25 protein-coding genes and 1 pseudogene are annotated in these 20,714 nt (G+C 25.2%); 20 read left to right on the forward strand and 6 right to left on the reverse strand.

The window, feature by feature from the left end; translation table 4 throughout:
- Nucleotides 1-324 precede the first annotated feature (324 nt).
- The 3 genes from ACE38S_RS00895 to ACE38S_RS00905 form a co-directional block, all read right to left on the reverse strand.
- A complete protein-coding gene (locus ACE38S_RS00895; RefSeq protein WP_374695953.1) occupies nt 325-474 on the reverse strand; it encodes a hypothetical protein in 150 nt (49 codons plus the stop codon).
- Between the two features lie 184 nt (nt 475-658).
- Entirely contained in the window at nt 659-808 is a 150-nt protein-coding gene (locus ACE38S_RS00900; RefSeq protein WP_374695954.1) for a hypothetical protein, read from the reverse strand.
- Nucleotides 789-965, reverse strand: a complete 177-nt coding sequence (locus ACE38S_RS00905; RefSeq protein WP_374695955.1) for a hypothetical protein — start codon at nt 963-965, stop codon at nt 789-791. The genes ACE38S_RS00900 and ACE38S_RS00905 overlap by 20 nt, the downstream gene beginning before the upstream one ends.
- Before the next feature lie 356 nt (nt 966-1,321).
- Here ACE38S_RS00905 and ACE38S_RS00910 point away from each other — a divergent pair, with 356 nt between their 5' ends.
- The 3 genes from ACE38S_RS00910 (at nt 1,322) to ACE38S_RS00920 (ending at nt 3,529) form a co-directional block, all read left to right on the forward strand.
- Nucleotides 1,322-2,272 (forward strand): IS30 family transposase, encoded by a 951-nt coding sequence (locus ACE38S_RS00910; RefSeq protein WP_374695956.1) that lies wholly within the window; start codon nt 1,322-1,324, stop codon nt 2,270-2,272.
- A 403-nt stretch (nt 2,273-2,675) separates the two neighbouring features.
- Nucleotides 2,676-3,050: a hypothetical protein gene (locus tag ACE38S_RS00915; RefSeq protein WP_374695957.1), complete on the forward strand. Its 375-nt coding sequence runs from the start codon at nt 2,676-2,678 to the stop codon at nt 3,048-3,050.
- A 305-nt stretch (nt 3,051-3,355) separates the two neighbouring features.
- Nucleotides 3,356-3,529, forward strand: coding sequence for a hypothetical protein (locus tag ACE38S_RS00920; RefSeq protein ID WP_374695958.1), 174 nt, complete (start codon nt 3,356-3,358; stop codon nt 3,527-3,529).
- Nucleotides 3,530-3,672: 143 nt separating this feature from the next.
- Here the strand turns inward: ACE38S_RS00920 and lepA are convergent, their stop codons facing one another.
- A complete protein-coding gene (lepA, locus tag ACE38S_RS00925) occupies nt 3,673-5,475 on the reverse strand; it encodes a translation elongation factor 4 (RefSeq protein ID WP_374695959.1) in 1,803 nt (600 codons plus the stop codon).
- 665 nt (nt 5,476-6,140) lie between these two features.
- Nucleotides 6,141-6,275, reverse strand: coding sequence for a hypothetical protein (locus tag ACE38S_RS00930; protein ID WP_374695960.1), 135 nt, complete (start codon nt 6,273-6,275; stop codon nt 6,141-6,143).
- 2,393 nt (nt 6,276-8,668) lie between these two features.
- Between ACE38S_RS00930 and ACE38S_RS00935 the strand changes: the two genes are divergently transcribed.
- From ACE38S_RS00935 to ACE38S_RS00995, 13 genes and pseudogenes are all read left to right on the forward strand, one after another.
- Entirely contained in the window at nt 8,669-8,797 is a 129-nt protein-coding gene (locus ACE38S_RS00935; protein WP_374695961.1) for a hypothetical protein, read from the forward strand.
- 41 nt (nt 8,798-8,838) lie between these two features.
- Nucleotides 8,839-9,024 (forward strand): hypothetical protein, encoded by a 186-nt coding sequence (locus ACE38S_RS00940; RefSeq protein WP_374695962.1) that lies wholly within the window; start codon nt 8,839-8,841, stop codon nt 9,022-9,024.
- Between the two features lie 589 nt (nt 9,025-9,613).
- Nucleotides 9,614-9,820, forward strand: coding sequence for a hypothetical protein (locus tag ACE38S_RS00945; RefSeq protein WP_374695963.1), 207 nt, complete (start codon nt 9,614-9,616; stop codon nt 9,818-9,820).
- 339 nt (nt 9,821-10,159) lie between these two features.
- Nucleotides 10,160-10,357, forward strand: coding sequence for a hypothetical protein (locus ACE38S_RS00950; protein ID WP_374695964.1), 198 nt, complete (start codon nt 10,160-10,162; stop codon nt 10,355-10,357).
- Nucleotides 10,358-10,585: 228 nt separating this feature from the next.
- Complete coding sequence (locus tag ACE38S_RS00955; RefSeq protein ID WP_374695965.1) at nt 10,586-10,879, forward strand: hypothetical protein; 294 nt, start codon at nt 10,586-10,588, stop codon at nt 10,877-10,879.
- Nucleotides 10,880-11,637: 758 nt separating this feature from the next.
- Nucleotides 11,638-12,402, forward strand: coding sequence for a type III pantothenate kinase (locus tag ACE38S_RS00960; RefSeq protein WP_374695966.1), 765 nt, complete (start codon nt 11,638-11,640; stop codon nt 12,400-12,402).
- 85 nt (nt 12,403-12,487) lie between these two features.
- Nucleotides 12,488-12,820, forward strand: a pseudogene (locus ACE38S_RS00965) (IS30 family transposase); the annotation flags it as partial.
- Nucleotides 12,821-13,399: 579 nt separating this feature from the next.
- Nucleotides 13,400-13,627 carry a hypothetical protein gene (locus ACE38S_RS00970; protein ID WP_374695967.1) on the forward strand — a complete coding sequence of 76 codons (228 nt, stop codon included), beginning with the start codon at nt 13,400-13,402 and terminating at the stop codon, nt 13,625-13,627.
- Between the two features lie 55 nt (nt 13,628-13,682).
- The gene (gene rpmG / locus ACE38S_RS00975) at nt 13,683-13,832 is read left to right on the forward strand and encodes a 50S ribosomal protein L33 (protein ID WP_338956037.1); all 150 of its coding nucleotides are present in this window, start codon (nt 13,683-13,685) and stop codon (nt 13,830-13,832) included.
- Between the two features lie 9 nt (nt 13,833-13,841).
- Complete coding sequence (gene secE, locus ACE38S_RS00980; protein ID WP_374695968.1) at nt 13,842-14,279, forward strand: preprotein translocase subunit SecE; 438 nt, start codon at nt 13,842-13,844, stop codon at nt 14,277-14,279.
- A gap of 33 nt (nt 14,280-14,312) precedes the next feature.
- Nucleotides 14,313-14,969, forward strand: coding sequence for a transcription termination/antitermination protein NusG (nusG, locus tag ACE38S_RS00985; RefSeq protein WP_374695969.1), 657 nt, complete (start codon nt 14,313-14,315; stop codon nt 14,967-14,969).
- Between the two features lie 27 nt (nt 14,970-14,996).
- The gene (locus ACE38S_RS00990) at nt 14,997-15,602 is read left to right on the forward strand and encodes a DNA-3-methyladenine glycosylase (RefSeq protein WP_374695970.1); all 606 of its coding nucleotides are present in this window, start codon (nt 14,997-14,999) and stop codon (nt 15,600-15,602) included.
- Nucleotides 15,603-15,765: 163 nt separating this feature from the next.
- Entirely contained in the window at nt 15,766-15,894 is a 129-nt protein-coding gene (locus ACE38S_RS00995; protein ID WP_374695971.1) for an HNH endonuclease, read from the forward strand.
- 383 nt (nt 15,895-16,277) lie between these two features.
- Here ACE38S_RS00995 and ACE38S_RS01000 read toward each other — a convergent pair whose 3' ends face one another.
- Entirely contained in the window at nt 16,278-16,724 is a 447-nt protein-coding gene (locus tag ACE38S_RS01000) for an isochorismatase (protein WP_374695972.1), read from the reverse strand.
- A gap of 114 nt (nt 16,725-16,838) precedes the next feature.
- Between ACE38S_RS01000 and rsmG the strand changes: the two genes are divergently transcribed.
- Genes rsmG through ychF form a run of 4 tightly spaced genes read left to right on the forward strand, consistent with a single transcriptional unit; the run spans nt 16,839 to nt 20,381 of the window.
- Entirely contained in the window at nt 16,839-17,537 is a 699-nt protein-coding gene (rsmG, locus tag ACE38S_RS01005) for a 16S rRNA (guanine(527)-N(7))-methyltransferase RsmG (protein ID WP_374695973.1), read from the forward strand.
- Nucleotides 17,538-17,595: 58 nt separating this feature from the next.
- Entirely contained in the window at nt 17,596-18,372 is a 777-nt protein-coding gene (locus tag ACE38S_RS01010) for a ParA family protein (RefSeq protein ID WP_374695974.1), read from the forward strand.
- The gene (locus tag ACE38S_RS01015; protein WP_374695975.1) at nt 18,356-19,252 is read left to right on the forward strand and encodes a ParB/RepB/Spo0J family partition protein; all 897 of its coding nucleotides are present in this window, start codon (nt 18,356-18,358) and stop codon (nt 19,250-19,252) included. Before ACE38S_RS01010 ends, ACE38S_RS01015 begins: the two co-directional genes overlap by 17 nt.
- Before the next feature lie 22 nt (nt 19,253-19,274).
- Entirely contained in the window at nt 19,275-20,381 is a 1,107-nt protein-coding gene (gene ychF, locus ACE38S_RS01020) for a redox-regulated ATPase YchF (protein WP_374695976.1), read from the forward strand.
- Nucleotides 20,382-20,714: the final 333 nt, after the last annotated feature.

Consider the following 20,714-nt stretch of genomic DNA (forward strand, 5'->3'; position numbering starts at 1 on the left):
CAAAACCAATAATAAAATATAAAAATTATCTGAATTAACAACCATTTTTATGACATTTTTTATATGGTCTGTTTTTTATAAATTCAACAACAGGTATTAAATAATTTAAACTTACCGTTAATTCGAATATTGTTATATCAATGCACAAAGTCAAATAATTTGTATTTTAATTGGGTTAAATTTATAAATTTTTGCCTCTTAACAAATTATTTTTTAAAACTTTTGTAAATTGTTTCAGCCCCAACATTATCATAAAGATATCCTTTATTGCTTAATGATTGTTTGGTGTTAAAAATATTTAAGGTATTGTTAATGATTTTATTTTTAAATTCATTGCCTCAGTCAGTATGAAATAACGTAATTTGTTTTAATGATTTTATAATTGAATAAAAAGTTTCTTTGCACTAGTTGTACTATTTTATTTGTCTCGACATTATAGCCAATTATTTCACGATTAAACAAGTCAATTAACAAACAAAGATAATGTTATTTAGTACCACATTGAACATATGTTAAATCATTAACAACAACTTCATTGGGTTGTGTGTTTATTAATTTTTTAAATTAACAGTTTAAAACGTTGCTAATTTTGTTGTTATTAAACACCAACTTATGATTACAATATTTTAATTTGGTGTATTTAGATACTAACTAATCTTTAATCATAAGTTGGTGAATTTTTCTTCGCGATAAGATAATATCTTTCTGATTTAAAAAGCTTTAATTTTACAAGATCCATAAATTTTGCGATTAGCTTAAATGCGCTGATAACTTTTTGTTCATAATTATTAATATCAACTATAGCCACATTTATTAATTTGATAGTAATATGTTAATTTTGCTATCTTTAATTTTGATCCTATTTGACCAATTTTTCGCATGGAACATTTTTCTTTATTATTGTTAATAATTTCTATTTTTTTGCCAATTATCAGCGACGCTTGCCTTAAAAGGTTGTTTTCCATTCGTAATTAGATTAATTATTTTTGCAAGGCAATCAAAGTTAATTTTCTTCAAAAGTGCGATTATCTTTTGCTTTAAAAGATCCAGAATTATGAAATTTTTCAATTAACTGATATATAGTTGATTTTGACACCTTATATTATTTAAAAATTTCAAGAATAGTTTTGCCATTTTGATAAAGTAAAACAATTTGTTTTTTAAATTCATCGGTATATTAATTTCTTACCGTTTTTATATTATTATTTTATAAGCTAAATTATACTTGTAAGTGCAAGTAAATAAAATTGCAAAAAATTTCATATAAAAATTTCATGATGCTAAGTTTATTTTAGAAAAATTAAAGCAAGGAGTTTTTTATATGGGATATAAACATCTTGGCATAGATGAAAGAATTTATATTGAGAATCAATTGAAATTTAAATTAAAAATTAGTGAAATAGCTAAAAATCTTAATCGAAGTATTAGTACTATTATTCAAGAAGTTAATAGAAATAAAGATAATAATCATTATTTTTCATTAATTGCACAAAATAAAGCAGAAAATAGAAAACAATCACATGTTTATTTTCATAAGTTTAAAAATAGAGAATTAGTAAAATATGTACAACAAAAATTATTATTAGGTTGATCGCCTGAACAAATTTATGGAAGAATTAAAAATTTTCATAAAGAATGAATTATTAGTTTTAAAACAATTTACAATTGAATTTATTCTGGATTACTTGAAAAGGTTACTAATAAAAATTTAAGAAGAAAAGGTAAGAAACGAAAATCTCAAGAAAATCGCGGTAAATTTAATGGTAAATCAATTAAAGAACGAAATGTTAATGTTAATAATCGCATAACTGTTGGCCATTGAGAGGGTGATACTATAGTATCATCGCGAGGTAAAAGTAAATCATGTTTAATAACTTTAGTTGAAAGAACATCAAGATTTACTTTAGCAATGTTAGTTGAAAATAGAACTACTAAAGTTATTAACGAAAACATTAGCCATTATTTATCAATTATTCCAAATAATCTTGTTAAAACTATAACATTTGATAGAGGTAAAGAATTTGCTAATTGACAACAACTTGAAAAAAATTTAAATGTGAAAATTTATTTTGCTAATGCATATTCACCCTGACAAAGAGGTACTAATGAAAATACTAATGGGTTAATTAGAGAAAAATTTCCTAAAAAATTTAATTTTTCAAATACCACGAAAAATGCAGTTCATAAATTTATATTGTCTTTAAACCATAGACCAAGAAAAATACTAAATTATCTTTCACCAATCGAATATTTGGTTAGAAAAATAATTTAGTTGCACTTAACTTTACAATTAGGCATTAATAATTATATTTTATTTGAAAATTAACATAAATAGATTTCAACTAATTGAAATCTATACAAACAAATGAAATTAAAATAACATAAGTTAAATTAAAAAGGACATTGTCAAAGACAAAATTATTAACTGGATAAATAATTCCAATTTCTCAAAAAAAGAAAATATAAAACAACAAACCTAGTAAAAATGAATTAAGAAACTTATAATAAAAATTGTTAAATTTTGAATGTATCGTTAGCACTTTTACTATCAACTTATCATCTTTTAATGATTAAACCGCTTTTTAAATTACCTGAATTGTAAAATTAAATGGGACAGTTAAACAAATAAAAAATATTGTGTTAAAATCCAAATTTAAAAAAGGATAAATAACACAATGTATCAAAAAATCACAATAGAAAAATTAATTTCAATTCAACAATATCAAAATTTTAATTATTCAATCAGAAAAACATTTTATGAAATAAATCAAAGTAAAATAACTGTCCATAAAATTTATAAAATGTTGAATGCTGATTTAAACTCAATTGAAATTTATGAAAATAATAATAAAAACAAAAAAGCTGGTTGCAAACAAAAAACATTAAATAAAATTTATCTCGAAATTATTAATTATTTAGTTAATTATGAACACTACGCACCAGATATTATTACAAATATAATAAGAAATATTGACAAAAATTTTATCTGTTCAAAGACTTTATTTATGTTTACCTTTTCTCGTTATAATTTTAATAAAAAAATTTATTAAGAAAAGGTAAACATAAACCACATAATAAAACAGAAAACCGTGGAAAAGTTAATAATTGTCGAACAATTATTGAAAGTAATATTGAATTTCCAAATATTAATGCATAAATGTCTTTGGTCATCTAGAAAGAAATACTATAGTTGGTAAAAACCATAAAACAACAATTATAACCTTAGCTGATATATGATCTAAAAAATCAATATAGCTAGTAACTAATAGTATCAAAAGCAAAGATGTCATAGAAAGTATAATAAAATTTATTTTAAACAAACTACTTGGTACAATAAAAACAATTACATTTGATCGTGGTAAAGAATTTAATAAGTGAAAAACTTAAAAATATTTTTAAAATAAAAGTTTATTTTGCTGATAACGGTTGTCTTGGTCAAAGAGGATTAAACGAAAATAATAATGGAATTTTGATACGAAGTTTACTAAAAGGAATAGATTTATCAATATTTTTTCAAGATGACTTATAAATAAAATAGCATTAAAAACAAATTCAATGCCAAGAAAATCATTAAATTATAAAAATTCATTGAATTTAATACAAAATATTTAATAAAGTGTCCCAAATATATTTACAATTCAGGTTAATAAAAAATTGCCAACCATATAGCAATTAATCATCTAACTTTAATACCGCTACAAAAGCTTCTTGTGGCACTTCAACCGATCCAATTGCTTTCATTCGTTTTTTTCCTTCTTTTTGTTTTTCTAATAATTTCTTTTTCCGTGTAATATCTCCACCATAACATTTTGCTAAAACATTTTTTCGCATTGCTTTAATATTTTCCCGAGCAATCACCTTATGATTAATTGATGCTTGAATTGGAACTTCAAAATTTTGGTGTGGAATAATTTCTTTTAATTTAGCACATAGTGCTTTTCCGCGCCCGTAAGCAAAATCACAGTGAACAACAATTGATAAAGCATCAATAATTTCATTATTTAATAAAATATCCATTTTAACTAATTTATTTGGACGATAACCAATAAAATCATAATCTAATGATGCATAACCTTTACTAATTGATTTTAACCTATCAAAAAAATCAAAGACAATTTCATTTAATGGCATTTCATAAGTTAAAATTCGACGGGTATCATCAATATATTCTAAGTTAACATATGTTCCCCGCTTATTTTGACATAATTCCATTAAAGCACCGATATATTTTTCAGGGGTCATAATTGTTGTTTTAACAAAAGGTTCTTCAATCCGGCTAATTTTTTGCACGGCGGGTAATTTACTTGGATTATCAATACTAATCATTTCTTTATTTGTTAAATAAACACGGTAAATTACAGAGGGAGCTGTTGCAATTAATTCTAAGTTATATTCCCGTTCTAATCGTTCTTGAATTACATCCATGTGTAATAATCCTAAAAAACCACAACGAAAACCAAAACCTAAGGTTTGTGATGTTTCGAGTTCATAAACAAGGGACGCATCGGATAATTGAATTTTTTCTAACGCTTCTTTTAAGTCCTTATACCTAGCTGAATCAATTGGATATAAACCACAAAAAACCATTGGATTCATTTTTTTATAACCAGGTAATGGATGCTGTGCTGGTTTTGCAACACTTGTAATCGTATCTCCCACTCGAACATCGCTAACCATTTTAATTCTTGCTGATAATCAACCAACTTCGCCGGATACTAACTGGTCTTTTTTTATTTCTTTCGGTGTTTTAATGCCTAATTCCATAACTTCATAAATAGCCCTTGTATTCATTAATTTAATTTTTTCACCAACGCGAACAGTTCCTTGTTTAACACAAATTAAAACCATTACCCCGCGATATTTATCATAATGTGAATCAAAAATTAAAGCTTGTAACGGATTATTATCATCAGCATCTAATGGCGCTGGAATTTCTTTCACAATTGTCTCTAAAACTTGTTCAATATTCAAACCAGTCTTGGCGCTAATTAAAGGAGCATTTGTTGTTGGAATCCCAATTAAATTTTCAATCTCTTTATTAACTCGTTCTGGATCAGCTGATGGTAAATCAATTTTATTAATAACCGGAATAATTGTTAAATTATTATCAATTGCTAAATAAACATTAGCTAATGTTTGCGCTTCAATTCCTTGTGTCGCATCAACAACTAAAATAGCCCCCTCACAAGCCGCTAAACTACGCGACACTTCATAAGTAAAATCAACATGTCCGGGAGTATCAATCAAATTAAAAATATACTCTTGTTGATCTTGCGCACGATATTTTAACTGGACTGAATTTAATTTAATCGTAATCCCGCGCTCACGTTCTAAGTACATTGAATCTAATAATTGTTCTTGCATTTCATGTTTTTTGACTGTTCCTGTTAACTCTAAAATCCGATCTGCTAAGGTTGACTTCCCATGATCAATATGAGCAATAATTGAAAAATTACGAATTATTTTTTTATCCATATTAAAATTAAAACCCTTTCTATTTAAAAAGTTACTTATTTATTCCTATTAATTATACATAATTTTAACAAAATAACTTGAAATAACATTTTTAAACCAAGAAACTTGCAAATGATAAGAAATATTAATTCTAATTATAATTAGAACTATGTTAATTGAATTTTTAAAATAAATAAGATAAAGTACAAAGTACAATTTAAAAAATGAAACTACGAAACAATTATTTTAGAGATTTTATTAACATTTTTTATAGTACGAAATGAATGGTTGTATTGAATAAGAATTTTACAGAATATTACAATAAGTTAATGTATTAAGTAACTTTAATCACTAATTTTGAAAAAATTAGTGATACAAAAAATTGATTATATACTTTGTAAATTGTAAAAACATTTAATATAAAACAAATTAAATTACAACAACATTAGGGGATAATTTATCAAATTATATGGGTAATTAGTTAGAGCACTAAATTTATTCATAATCGCATTATTAATGTATTAAATTAATATCTAAAATTATATCGTCAACATTTTAAAATTAACTTAAATATTTGCCAAGAAAATATTTAAATTTTTGATTATTATGAAAAACAACCACAAGATACTTATGGAAAAAAACTAAAAATTTGTATACTTTAAAATATCCAGTATGGAAATATGTTACTATAAACATGTTTTTTTTAATTTTTTATATTTTGTTAAATTACTAAAATAATCATCAACACCGGTATATAAATATAATGTTTGAACATTGATTTTTTCTGTATTTGTTTTTAATTTTTTTAAATAATTTAGCAAGATCAACCTCTTTATTAATATTTGTAATTGACATATTAGAGATATGCTTAACTTTGGAAAAATATATATAATTAATATCTTTTTGTCTTTTAGCACTATTCATTTCTTTTCAAATTGATATTTTAACAATTAAAATAATTGTTTGATTATTTTTTAAACCAATTTATTTATTTAATAATGTTGTTGTTTAAATTTCTTTTTTTATCATAATAACGAAATATGGAAGCTTTAATTGTAATTTTATTAAAAGGGGTTTTCGTTGTTTTATTCTTTTTTCCTCACAAAATATAACTGTTTTTGCCATTACGATTTTGTCTTTTTTAATTATTGATCAAGGTTTTCATATTTTTATTTTAATTTTTGTTTTTCTATGAAATTAACATTAATATTTACTTCTTCAACAAAGTTTATATCTTTTATCAAACTATTTAAAAACATATAAATTTCTCTTATAAATCATCATTGCATGATAGTAAGTATTTTATACTGCTTCAAATAATTTGTCAGCAGTCATAATCATATTTTTTATTGATAGAAAAAGAGCAATTAAACAATCTTTTTTCCCTTTTTTTCTTTTTATTTTTAACTAGTTATTTATTAAATAACTTTATTGTTTTTCCTATTTTTAGACAGAGTTTCTTTTAGGCATTGGTTTGATTAACCACTTGCGACTACTCTTCTGCCCCCCCGCGTAGTACTAATTTAATTAGTTGATTAACCTTATCAGATAGCCCTTTCACTTCGTTTATTTTTTAGTGTTCCAGCTTGATCACTTTGTGAAATTTTTTTACATCTATATATACTTATTTTTCCTAATTTTTGATATTAATAATTCATCATTTATTTTTCTTAAAAATTAATTTTTTAATAATTTGATGATTATTTTGGCATTGCAAATTTAAAAATCAAAGTTTAGCATTTATTTTTTGTTTATTAATAAATTATAAAATTGCTAAACAATTACAAACATATTTTTTATAATATCAACCACCCTTTATGTTTTTGGTTAATTTTAAAAAGTATTCATTAATATAACACTAACATTTGTTAATCAATATTGTTTTATTTTATAATTTAATTTTTAACTCTTTTCAACAGAGTTATTTAAAAGACACTTTCAAAACCTACTTATAAATAGTAATATTTCTAAAATTTTTTTATTTTGGAACACTAACTAACATTTTAACCATTACGGGTTAAATATTTATCCCAAAACCACGATAACTCTTTTATATTGCCTAAAAGAATTGCTTTTATTGGTCATAGCAGTACGGCCCCTCTATATTATTTATCCTCACTTGTTGCTTGGTTTTGTAACATTACAAGTAGGAAAGTTTTGTTAGGTTTATTCTGCTGTTATTTTATTAAACTAAACAAAGTTAACAATAATTTTAACATAATTAAAAAAGACAGAATTTTATTTCTGTCTTTTTATTATTTTTTTGGTAAATTACTTTTTGTTTGTACCATTTTTTTCAACTCCCTTTGCTAAAAAATATTGTAAATGTTTTCAAGCATCGTGTTCATGTTCTGTTATTTTAACATTTCCTTTATAGCTATAATTTTTCTTAACAACTGGTGATTGTAAAACATATTTTAAATTAAATCGATATTTGTATAAAACTTTTACACCACCAATTAATTTAGGAGTAAATAATTGATTTGTTATTTTTAAACCTTTGTTAAGTTAATAAAAATGACACAAACAAAAACATTTTACCCAATTATTAATTACGCTTCATCCATCCCTAGACAACTTTATATAAAGAAAATAACCTTTTGAAAGTTCCAACCCTCTTGTTTTTTTAGTGTCCGATATTGTTTTTTTTTGGTTTAACAACACTCTTTTTATGAAAACAAACCAAAAAACCCCGCGATATGACATTTCGCGAGGGATTAATCTTTCTGAGAATTAAAGAAATAAATAGGAGTAAACTTCATTCGCTTTCAAACTTTTTTAAAGCTTAGTTTCATAGATGAGTTTTTCATCTTTCAGTATCAAAATATTAAATTTTAAGAGCTGTATTATTGATCGAATAATAACCTTATTTGAAAGGATTTTATAAAAATATCGTTTATTTTGTGTAAGGAAACAGAATAACATCTGTTTTTATGATAAAAGTTTTTAAATTTAAAGATAATATCCGATCAATAATACAAATAAATTTATGTTTTTCAATATAAACCTGAATTGTAAAACTAAATGGGATATTTAAATAAACAAAAATATTGTTTTTAAATCTAAATTTAAAAAAGGATAAATAACAAAGTGTATCAAAAATCACAATAAAAAATTAATTTCAATCCAACAATATCAAAATTTTAATTATTAAATTAGAAAAACAGCTTATGAAATAAATCAAAGTAAAAAAACTGTCCATATAATTTATAAAATGTTAGCTGATGGTTGAAACCCAATTGAAATTTATGAAAATAGTAATAAAAACAAAAAAGCCGGTTGCAAACAAAAAACATTAAATAAAATTTACCTCGAAATTATTAATTATTTAGTTAATTATTAACACTACTTCACCAGATATTATTACAAATATAATAAGAAATATTGACAAAAATTTTATCTGTTCAAAGACTTTATTTATTTTTACCTTTTCTCGTTATAATTTTAATAAAAAATTTATTAATAAAAGGTAAAAATAAACCAAATAATAAAACAGAAAACCACAGAAAAGTCAATAATTGTCGAACAATTATTGAACGTAATATTGAATTTCCAAATATTAATGCATAAATGTCTTTGGTCATCTAGAAAGAAATACTATAGTTGGTAAAAACCATAAAACAACAATTATAACCTTAGCTGATATATGATCTAAAAAATCAATATAGCTAGTAACTAATAGTATCAAAAGCAAAGATGTCATAGAAAGTATAATAAAATTTATTTTAAACAAACTACTTGGTACAATAAAAACAATTACATTTGATCGTGGTAAAGAATTTAATAAGTGAAAAACTTAAAAATATTTTTAAAATAAAAGTTTATTTTGCTGATAACGGTTGTCTTGGTCAAAGAGGATTAAACGAAAATAATAATTAAATTTTGAAAAAAAATTTACCAAAAGGAATATATTTATCAATATTTTCTCAAGATGACTTAAATAAAATAGTATTGAAAATAAATCCAATGCCAAGAAAATCATTAAATTATAAAAATTAATTAGATTTAATACAAAATATTTAATAAATTGTCTCAAATATATTTACAATTCAGGAAAAATAAAAATAAAAAACAATATTACAAGAATTTTTTGCCGATTAATCTTACATGACGCTTTTGTTTTAACGAATTTTCAACCGATACAGCGGAATAAATTGCTTTGCTAATAACATGGTTAAAGAAACAAAAAATTCCGTTTGTAATTAATAATACTTATCATTTGGGAATTAAAGGTGATCTATTGTTACTTAAAACTATTATTGAACAAACAGCAAAACCTCAGCAATATCAATTATTGTTTAATCCAACAATAACTTCTTTTTCTGATAAAATTAAAATTATTTGTGCAAAAATTTATCAAACATAAGAAATTACTTTTAGTCCATTAGCACAAACAAATTGCCTTTTATCAGCAAAATGATAAATATAAGGATTGACCAATTTGTATGGTAAAAATCATCAAACAATTTTTGGTAATAAAAATGCTAATGATAACAAAATTATTATTTGCGAATTAAAAATTAATTATGGCGCGTAATATTTTATTGCTTATTTAGCAGATATTATTACAATGCTTGGTTTAAATAAAATTTCAAATGCAATTGGCATTTATGTCATGGATAATCAGATGTCGTGAATAATCAGATTATAAATATTAAGTAATTTTTGTTATAATGGTATCAACTAGAAAATAGGAGTGAACTTGATGCAAAAGAAATTAAAGTTTTTAGAATTTAATAATATTGTTAGTAGGCAACTTAATTTAGCAACTAATATTCGAAAAAAAATGCAAGAAGTTTTTAATATTTATCAAAAAAGTTTTCAAAAATTATATTATCAAACAGTTGTATTAGATGAATGTGGTTTTAAAACATTAACAAAATATGACAAGTTAGAACTATAAATAACAATCATTTAATATCCGCCCTAAAAATAAAACTGGATTACAAGAACGAATGTTTCAAACAATTTTAAATGAAATCAAAAATAATTTTAAAAAAAGAACAATAATTAAATATAGTCAAAATGAGGGTTATTTGGAATATAAAGTTAATGATGAAATTAATTTTATTGTTCGGATCATTCCTTTTTATTATAATAAAAATTATGAATGTGAAGTAGTATATATTTTTTGATGAAATGGCATTGAAAAAATGATAATGTTATGCAAATTATGCAAGCTTTTAATAAAGCAAATAAAATTTCGAATAATTTATTAAGGTCATTAATCAAGGTGATTAAATATATTCTTAAAGTTGATTTTACATATTATTATATTTTATATAATTTAAATTTACGGTGGTTTTATAAATATTTTACGAAAAAATATGATAATTATTTACAAAAAATTGATGAAAGTAAACTAATTGAAAACCAGGATTTAATTAAATATTGTGATATTAATTTTCAAAAAAATTGTTTTTAAATAATATTGTTATGGAAGAATTAATTTTTTATATTTTAAAAAGGTTCTGAAAAAACGAAACATATTATTTCTGTAAATTTTAATTTATTTAAGAAGAAATTTTTGAATCAATTTCTTGTTTATATTTGTTATACTAATAATTAATTGTTTTTTAACACCGTATGATTATTATATTGATTTTAAAATTTATAATATTAAGGAATTTAATGATTTAAATTATGTTAAATCATAGTTTAAAAATGCTAATTTTTCGCGAATTCAATATGATTATTGTGGTAATCATTACTTAGGAATTTATGTAACACCAGTTAAAATTTTAGAGACAGTTGATTTTATTGATTATGCGATTAATTTTAAACAAAAAGTAACAAATTTATTTAAAAAATTAGATCCAGCGAAGCGAAAAGATACGATAAGTGTTAATCAATGTGAAATTATGTAAGAATTAAATTTAATTGCCCATAAATGATTAACAACCTATTGTGAAAAATTAACTTATAATTAACCTATAATTAAGGTTTATTTTGATAAAAAATATCCAATTATTTCATTGTCAAATTACCATATGCGCTTACAAGCAATTATGATTTATGTTGATAATTTTAAAAATGATGATTATATAATGATGATTATATAATGATGATTATATTATTGGAAATGATAATCAAAAGATAAAAGAACTATTTATCAAGGGATACCTAGGCAAGTTTTTAATTAAAAATTGTAAATTGTAATTGTAAAGGGGCATGAACAACAAGATGAAATTATTAATTGATATTGGTAACACCGCAATTAAATTTGCTATTCTTAATCGGCAAAAAAAAATTATTGTTTTTTTAACAATGTCTAGTTGTAAATTAGCGGCGGAAAAAAATTTTCACCAAAAAATAAATACTGCTTTAAGCAAAATAAACTGTAATTTAACTGATCTTACTTTATTGGCATTGTTATCAGTTCGACCAATGTTAGATAATTTAATTTACAAATTAGCGTTAGATTTAAAGATTCCTTTTTATCAAGTTAAAAAAAATTTATTAACCGATCGGTTAATAACAGATATTCCTAATCCTCGTAATCTTGGGGCGGATTTAATTGTTTGCTCTTATGCAACATTAAATTTATTTTCAAAACAAGATGTTATTTTAGTTAATATGGGAACTGCAACAACGATTTCCTTATTAAAAAAAGGCATATTATTAGGAACAATTATTATGCCTGGTTTAGAAACATCATCTGAAGCTTTATTTGAACGGGCTCAATTATTACAAAAATTTGATTTTTATTATGAGAATGTTATTTTAGGAAAAAATACTAAACAAGCAATCAATATTGGGTTAGTCAATGGTCATTTGTTAGCAATAACCGGATTTGTTAATCAACTTGCCAGCGAAGTAAGAAAACCACAAGTCATTTTAACAGGTGGCAATGCTGACTATATTAAAAAATTAGTTGATTATCATTATGATAAGGATTTAATTTTTCATGGTTTAGCTGCTATTTTACAAGATAATAACCTAATATAAAAATAGAACTTTAGTTCTATTTTTATATTTTTTATATATTTTATTAATTGTAAAGTTTACTCAGGTTTGCTGGTTAATCTTACAGGACACCAAATTTAAAGATATTGTTATAAATAATAATTTAATAGGTAAAATTAAAGGAATTATTACAGATCAAGGCAAATAATTTAGTAAATGAAGAGAAATGGAAATATTTACTGAAACACAAGTTTATTTTTGTTACTCCAGTAAACCACAACAAAAACCATTAATTGAACATATGAACGACGAATTTAGATATTGACTTCCTAAGGGAACTGATTTTAATAATGTTAGTCAAAAAATAATAGATTCATTAGTTAATGTTATAAATGATAAACTTCGACTTTGTTTTAATTGAATAAGTTCAAAAGCAATGTTTTTACAAAATATTAAATAAATTTATTAGTTAAAATTTAATAAATTATTTTTAGCATTCTTAAATGTACTTAAAATAAAATGAAATAACAAAAAAATATTTTTTTGAAAAAATGGTTGTAATTTATTAAAAATATTTTATTTTATTATTAATCTAATCGATATATAAATTTGCCGTTTGTATCTACACAGCGCCAAAAATATGAAAATAGTTTAACATTTTTTAGATATAAATTCTTTAAAATTGTAAACTATTTTTTCTAACAGTGAGGAGTGTGATTGTGAATTGGTACAGGGATTGTATTATATAAGGAATAAATAAAAATTATTATCAAAATAAAAATAATACTTAAGACTGCACCCATTTTAGTAAGTACTAATAAAAAGTATTTACTATTTTTTTAATTATATTTTATTTGAAAATCAACATAAATATGGTCCAACTTATTGGAACCTATCAAAATAACAAGATCTTTACCATACTTTTTCACTAACAACCGCAAAATTAAATATTGTTTTGTTTGCATAAATTTCAATCCCCTATTTAAAATATTAATAAAATTTATTTTGTAAAAATGTAAATACTAAAAATACAAAATGTATGTGGTTTCTATATTTTTTCAATAAAATTACTTGTTTTGATGAACAAAAACAAATTATTAAAATATTTTATAAATCCTTATCACCATTAGAAAAAGTTTTTCGCTTATGATTTGCTGGTGAAAATATTTACAATATTCAGCGTTTGTTAGGACTAAATTATCGGCAAGTTGATAGTGCAATGCAAAGAATTATGCAAAAAACCAAATATTTTTACAAAAATAATTAATTAATTATATCAATATTATTATTAATATAATATAATCAATTATGGTGAGAGTATTATGCGTGAAAAGATCATATTAGTGTGTTCCGAATGTTTAAATAGAAATTATACAACGTTTAAAAACAAAATGACACAAAAAGAACGTTTAGAAGTAAATAAATTTTGTAAAACATGTAATAAACATACTAAACATAAAGAAACGAGGTAAGTGTTCGGAATGGCAAAAAAGGAAAAACCAAAAAAGGAAATTAAAATTGCTTTAACAAAAGAAGAAAAAAGATTTTTAAAAATTAAAAAGAAAAATGAAAAAACAGTTTTAATTTTTCAAAAAAAAGCAAATAGGGTAGCACCAATTCAAGTTGGAACGAAAAAAGAAATCATAGCCCCAGCAGTTGACGAAAATGGTGACCCAATAAAAAAAGGTTTTTTCAAACGCAAAAATTTAATTAAAAATAAAAAAACTAATTGAAAATTAGCTTTCCGTGAATTTCCTGTTAAAATGGCAAAAGAAGTTACAAGAATTCGTTGAACAAGTAAGGGTAGTTTGAGGCGCAAGTTTTTAATCACAATTTTATTTATTATTGCTTTCGTGGTGTTTTATTTAGTATTAGATTTATTTTTACATCATTTACTAACTTTTGCTCGCATTATATAATAATTAATAAATAAGATTTAAGGGAGTAAAGTAATGTTAGGGAAAAATACAATAACAGATGAAGTCATTTATAATGATAAAACGAATGATAAATTAGATAGCAGTGGTAATTTAGAGGATGTGACAAAATATCCTGGGAAATGATATGTAATTAATTGTTATTCTGGTCATGAAGATCGCGTTCGTGATGACTTAATCCAACGGGTAGAATCATTAAATATGAAAGATGTTGTTTTTGATATTAGAGTTGTCAAAGAAATGGTTCCAGCAAAAAAAGGAAAACCAACCGAAAAGAATGTTTATTCAGGATATATTTTTATTAATATTATTATGAATGATGAAGCTTGATATATTGTTCGGAATACAACAGGCGTTACTGGATTTATTGGTTCATCAGGACGAGGAACAAAACCATTTCCTTTAACTAACCAAGAAGCAAAAACAATGTTTTCAAAATCAATCGCTACAAAAAAAGTGGCATCGCAACAAAAGAAAAAAGTCAAAAAAGTATTTGTGACAAACTTTAAAGTTAACGATTATGTCCGGATTATATCCGGAACTTTTATCGAAATGGAAGGACAAGTAACAAAAATTGACGCTTCAAAAGGGATTGTAACAGTAAATTTAGAAATGTTTGGTCGTTTAACACCAACTGAAGTTGAATTTGACCAATGCGAAAAAATAGGTTAGCATAACAAATTAATATTAATTTTTGTTATGCTTTTTAAAATAATAAATTTAATTCGTTTAGAAGATGAGACCTTTTTTACGCAAAATGCGGTACTTGTTGCCCGTGAATTAATAGGAAAATATTTAGTCCGAGTTATTAATGGAAAAAATATTATTTGTAGAATTATCGAAACTGAAGCTTATAATGGTCCTGACGATGATGCTAATCATGGTTTTAACAACAAACGTAGTTTACGCAATGAAACGCTCTTTTGAAAAGGGGGGTTTGCTCATATTTTTATGATTTATGGAATGTATTATTGTTTTAATATTGTCACTGATCAAGAAGATTATCCAAGCGCAGTTTTATTACGGGCAGGTAAAATTGTTACGGATGAAACAGTTCCTAATTTTGTTAGTATACCCAGTTTAGCAAATGGGCCAGGAAAGTTATCCCGATATTTGCAAATTACAAAAGCTGATGATGGTCTTGCTCTTTATAAAAGTGCAACCTTATATCTTGCTCAAGATACCATCCCAGGTGAATTGGAAATTACAACAACGCCACGGGTTAACATTGATTATGCAACAAATTTTAAGTTAAAACCATACCGCTTTTATATTACAAATCATAAGGCGGTTTCCAAAAGATAATAGGTTATAATGAATAAAGCAAAAAATGTAGAAATTTGAAAAGTTCACCCATAGTTTCCTTATCTTGAAATTAGTAATATGAGCCGAGTTCGGAATATTGTAACAAAGAAAGTTAAAGAGTTAAAAAAACCAAAAAATAATAATTATTATTTAATTATTTGCCGTGAAGAAGGCAAAACAAAGACCATCACATAAGTTGTTGGTGGAATTATTTATTGGTTCCGTTCCCCCAAATATGACAATTGACCATATTAATGGTAATCATCGCGATAACATAATTGAAAATTTATAAATTGTTTCAAAACAAGAAAAAACAATTCGCCAAATTTGAATGTGGTCGCATCCACATAGTTTTTATAACTACGATTTAGTTGAATCCCATAGTTAAAAACTATGACTGTATCGGGGTGAATTATATAATTTAATTGAAATTTTAAAATTACTTCATGCGAAAGGAATTATTTATTATCAAGTTAAATGAAAAGAAAGCACGAAAGGGATGATTGGCCAGTTACCTAATGGTTAAACAATTATGCTTGTTAAAAATATTAATTATGACGTTGATAATGATGACTTTTTAAAAAGCTATTATTGTTTATTCACAATAGTTTTTTTAAAAAGTAAGTTGTGATTACAATCCAACAGTAGCTGTTAATTCAACAATTCCGTGATATTTTAATTTAATTTTATCAACAAAGGTTGATGAAACATAAATATTAAGAGCAACACCAACAATAACAAGATTAGTAGCATGATGCTTTTGTAAAAACTCATGTAACCTATTGGAGGTTTTATCATCACTAAAAAACCACTATAACTATGAACCTCTTGTTTTGTTACTTTTAAAATAATGTGATCAAACCGATCAACAGTTAACTTATAAAATTCCACTGCCAACCGAACCGTATTAGCAATACAGTATGGTTTTCATTTCGTAAATAAACAATGATTATCTGGGTTAAAATCTTTTGTTGCAATAACTAAGTAGTCATTATTATGAAATGTTATTATTAATTCCACTATTTTTGAATATAATTTTTCGGTTCCTAAAACATATAATGCTCCGTTATGATCAACAAAATCGTTTTTGTAATCAACAACAATTAAAGCTTTTTTATTCATTTTGTAATCCCTTTAATTATTTTTATTAACTATCCATATATTATATATTATAATTATATATTATCAAATATATTGTTATAATGTTAACGAAATTAAAAGTTATGAGGAATATCGATGATTAAATTAATTACAACAGCGTTGCCAGAATTAGCAATTACACTAGAACAAACAAAACAATTACAAATATATTATCAATATTTGATAGCGCAAAATCAAGTGATGAATTTAACAACAATCACTAACGAAGAAGAAGTTTATTTTAAACATTTTCTTGATTCGTTATTGTTATTGAAAGAATTTACTTTTTCTGAAGCGATGAAAGTTAGCGATGTTGGCAGCGGCGCTGGGTTTCCAGGACTAATTTTAAAAATTTTTTGTCCAACAATTAAATTAATAATTATTGAAGCGTTAGAGAAACGATGTTTATTTTTACAACGACTAGTGGCGAAATTACAATTAACAGATGTTGAAATTGTTCATGCACGAGCTGAAGAATATAGCTGTGATCATTCTGAGACATTTGATGTTGTTGTCTCGCGTGCTGTTGCGAATCCGGGAATGTTATTAGAATTGGTTGTGCGGATGGTTAAAGTAAATGGAATGCTGATTTGTTATAAAGGGCCACATGTTAAGGAAGAATTACAATATTTGCAAAAAACATTGCCAACTTTAAATTTAAAATTAACAAAAATTCAAGAGGAAAAGATTAATCAACTTGGGAAACGAAATATTTGTTATTTCACTAAGACAGCCGCAACACCAGCAACCTACCCGCGACGCTTTAATAAAATAAAAAAATTTCCAATTGGATAAAGTGCTATATAATATAATGTATAAATTTATTAGATGTAACAGAACAGAAAGGACAATTATGGGAAAAATTATTGCAATCACCAACCAAAAAGGGGGTGTTGGTAAAACAACAACTTCAATTAATTTAGCAGTCGGCTTAGCTCGTACTGGACGGAAAGTTTTATTAGTGGATATTGATCCCCAAGGAAATGCAACAACAGGGACCGGAGATAATAAGGAAGAAATTCATGAGAGTATGTATGATGTCTTAGTTGGGCAAATTCCATTAAAAAATATTATTATCCATAATATTGTAACTAATGTTGATTTAGCACCAGCGACAACCTCATTAGCCGGGGCTGATATTTACTTAATGGAAAGAACAGAAGACAACCAAAGCATTTTATTAGATCGTATTAAACCGGTTCGTGATAAATATGATTTTATTTTAATTGATTGTCCGCCTTCGTTAGGTTTAATTAATCGAAATGCATTAGCTTGTGCTGATTCTGTTTTAATTCCAATTCAAGCAGAGTACTATGCCCTAGAAGGGCTAGCGCAGTTATTAACAACAATTCATTTTGTTCAAAAAATGTTTAATGAAAGTTTAGCGATTGAGGGAATTGTATTAACAATGTTTGATTCACGGACAAAGTTATCTTTTGAAGTAATGACTGAGGTTAAAAAATATTTTAATGAAAAAGTTTATAGGACACACATTCCAAGAAATGTTAAAATTAGTGAGTCACCATCTCATGGTTTAAGTATTTTTGAATATGATAAGGGTGGCGCAGGCGCTGTTGCTTATGAAGAATTAGTTAGAGAGGTGTTGGCAAATAATGGCAAGTTACAGTAAAAATCGATTAAGTTCAAAAGGGTTGGATAAAATATTTGGTGAAGGAATTAATGAAGTAATTAAGGGAATTGAAAGTAATGAAGAATTAAAAGCAACCGCAAATAAAATTACTTTAACTGAAATTTTCCCTAACCCTCACCAACCCCGAAAAAATTTTAATGAAGAAGAGTTGGTAGAATTAGCACAATCAATTAAAAAATATGGTTTAATTCAACCAATTATTGTTAAAAAAACTAATAATGGTTATTATCTTGTCGCAGGAGAACGTCGTAGTCGTGCAGCAAAAATAGCAGGCTTAACAAAAATTCAAGCAATTGTGGTTGATTTTAATGACCAACAAATGAAAGAAGTTGCTTTAATTGAAAACATTCAACGAGTTGATTTAAATTCAATTGAAGAGGCTAACGCCTATAAAGAATTAATTGAATTACTAAGTTTAACACAAGAAGAGTTAGCCCAACGAATTGGGAAATCACGTAGTCATGTGACAAATACGATGCGATTATTAAATTTACCAACCGAAATTCAAACTTTATTATCGGAAAATAAATTAACAATGGGACAAGTTAAACCATTAATTAGTTTAAATGTTGATCGCAGTGAATTAACAAACATTATTAATAAAATTATTAGTTTAAATTTAAATGCCCGACAAGTGGAATATTTAGTTAAAGAATATAATCAAAAAGGGTCAAAACCTTTGTTAGAAAATAATGAAAAAGAGATTTCAAAGCGAGCTATTAATGAGTTTTTGGAAAATAAAGTAATGCATAAATTAGGAACAAAAGTCGTAATTGATAAGAATAAAATTATGATTAAGTACTCAGGAATTAAAGATTTAAACCGAATTTTGGAATTATTAGGTTTAATAGATGATTAATTAATAGTTAAGGGAGAAAACGATGGCATTAAAAATGGGAATAGTTGGTTTACCAAATGTTGGCAAATCAACTTTATTTAACGCAATTACAAATTTACAAGTTAAAGTTGCTAATTATCCGTTTGCAACAATTAATCCTAATATTGGAACAGTGGAAGTACCTGACGAACGAATGGATACTTTAATTACTTTATGTGAACCGCACAAAGCAAACCATAGTACTTTTGAATTTTACGATATTGCCGGATTAATTGCTGGTGCTAGCAAGGGTGACGGGCTGGGGAATGTTTTTTTACAAAATATTCGGGAAGCAGATGCCATTTGTATGGTTATTCGTTGTTTTGATAATAAAGATATTACCCATGTTGAAGGAACAATTGATCCAATTCGCGATATTGAAATCATTAATTTAGAATTAATTATTTCTGATCAAGAACAGATTAAAAAACGAATTGATAATGTTGTCAAGAAAGCTCAAAGTTTCAAACAAAAAGAAGGTGTTTTTGAATACGAATTATTGATAAGGTTAGCAGCGACCTTAGCTGAAAATAAATTATTAAAAGATATAACATTATCGGATGATGAATTAAAAGTAGTCAATAATTTTAATTTATTAACAATTAAGCCATTTATTTATGTTGCGAATGTTGATGAAGCTGACCTTAATCAAATCGATAATTTGTATGTTAAAACAGTTAAAGAATATGCTAGTCAACAACAAATTGAGGTTGTTGTTATTTGCGCTAAAATTGAAGAGGAGTTGTCAGCTTTAGAAGAAGAATCGGTAGATCGCGAGTTACTAATGGCTGATTATGGCATTAAAGAAGCTGGCTTAAGTCAACTAATCAAAAAATCGTATGCTTTATTAGGATTACAAACATTTTTTACAGCTGGTAAGCAAGAAGTACGGGCATGAACTTTTAAAAAAGGCGCAACCGCGCCAATGTGCGCCGGGATTATTCATTCAGATTTTGAACAGGGGTTTATTCGCGCAGAAGTTTATTCATATGCTGATCTAGTGAAATATGGCAGCGAAAAAGTAGTCAAAGAAAATGGCCGCTTACGAAGTGAAGGAAAAACCTATGTTATGCAAGATGGCGATGTTTGTTTTTTTAAATTTAATGTTTAGGGATAAAAATAATGTGAGTTGGTAATATTTATGATTTACATAATTTAACAGAGAAAACTTGTTTTTATTTTTGGGAAATTTTTATTATCCCTTAATACCAAGTGGGAGCTATTTTAGATGGTGATATTTTGTTTCATACAATTAGTGAGGCAATTATTTGCGTCCTAGGATTAGGCGATTTAGGGAATGGTTTGTTCTATCAAACCAAAAGCTTGCTTCGTCAGTAATTTTAGAAAAGCATTTGACTTAATGACATCATAAAATTATCAAATTGGCAATATTGATTCAACAATAATTGTTTATTAACCACCCTATTTACAAGATAATAAAAAA

Origin of the sequence: Spiroplasma endosymbiont of Polydrusus formosus (assembly GCF_964263245.1) — a bacterium.
Lineage (GTDB): Bacteria > Bacillota_I > Bacilli_A > Mycoplasmatales > Mycoplasmataceae > Spiroplasma.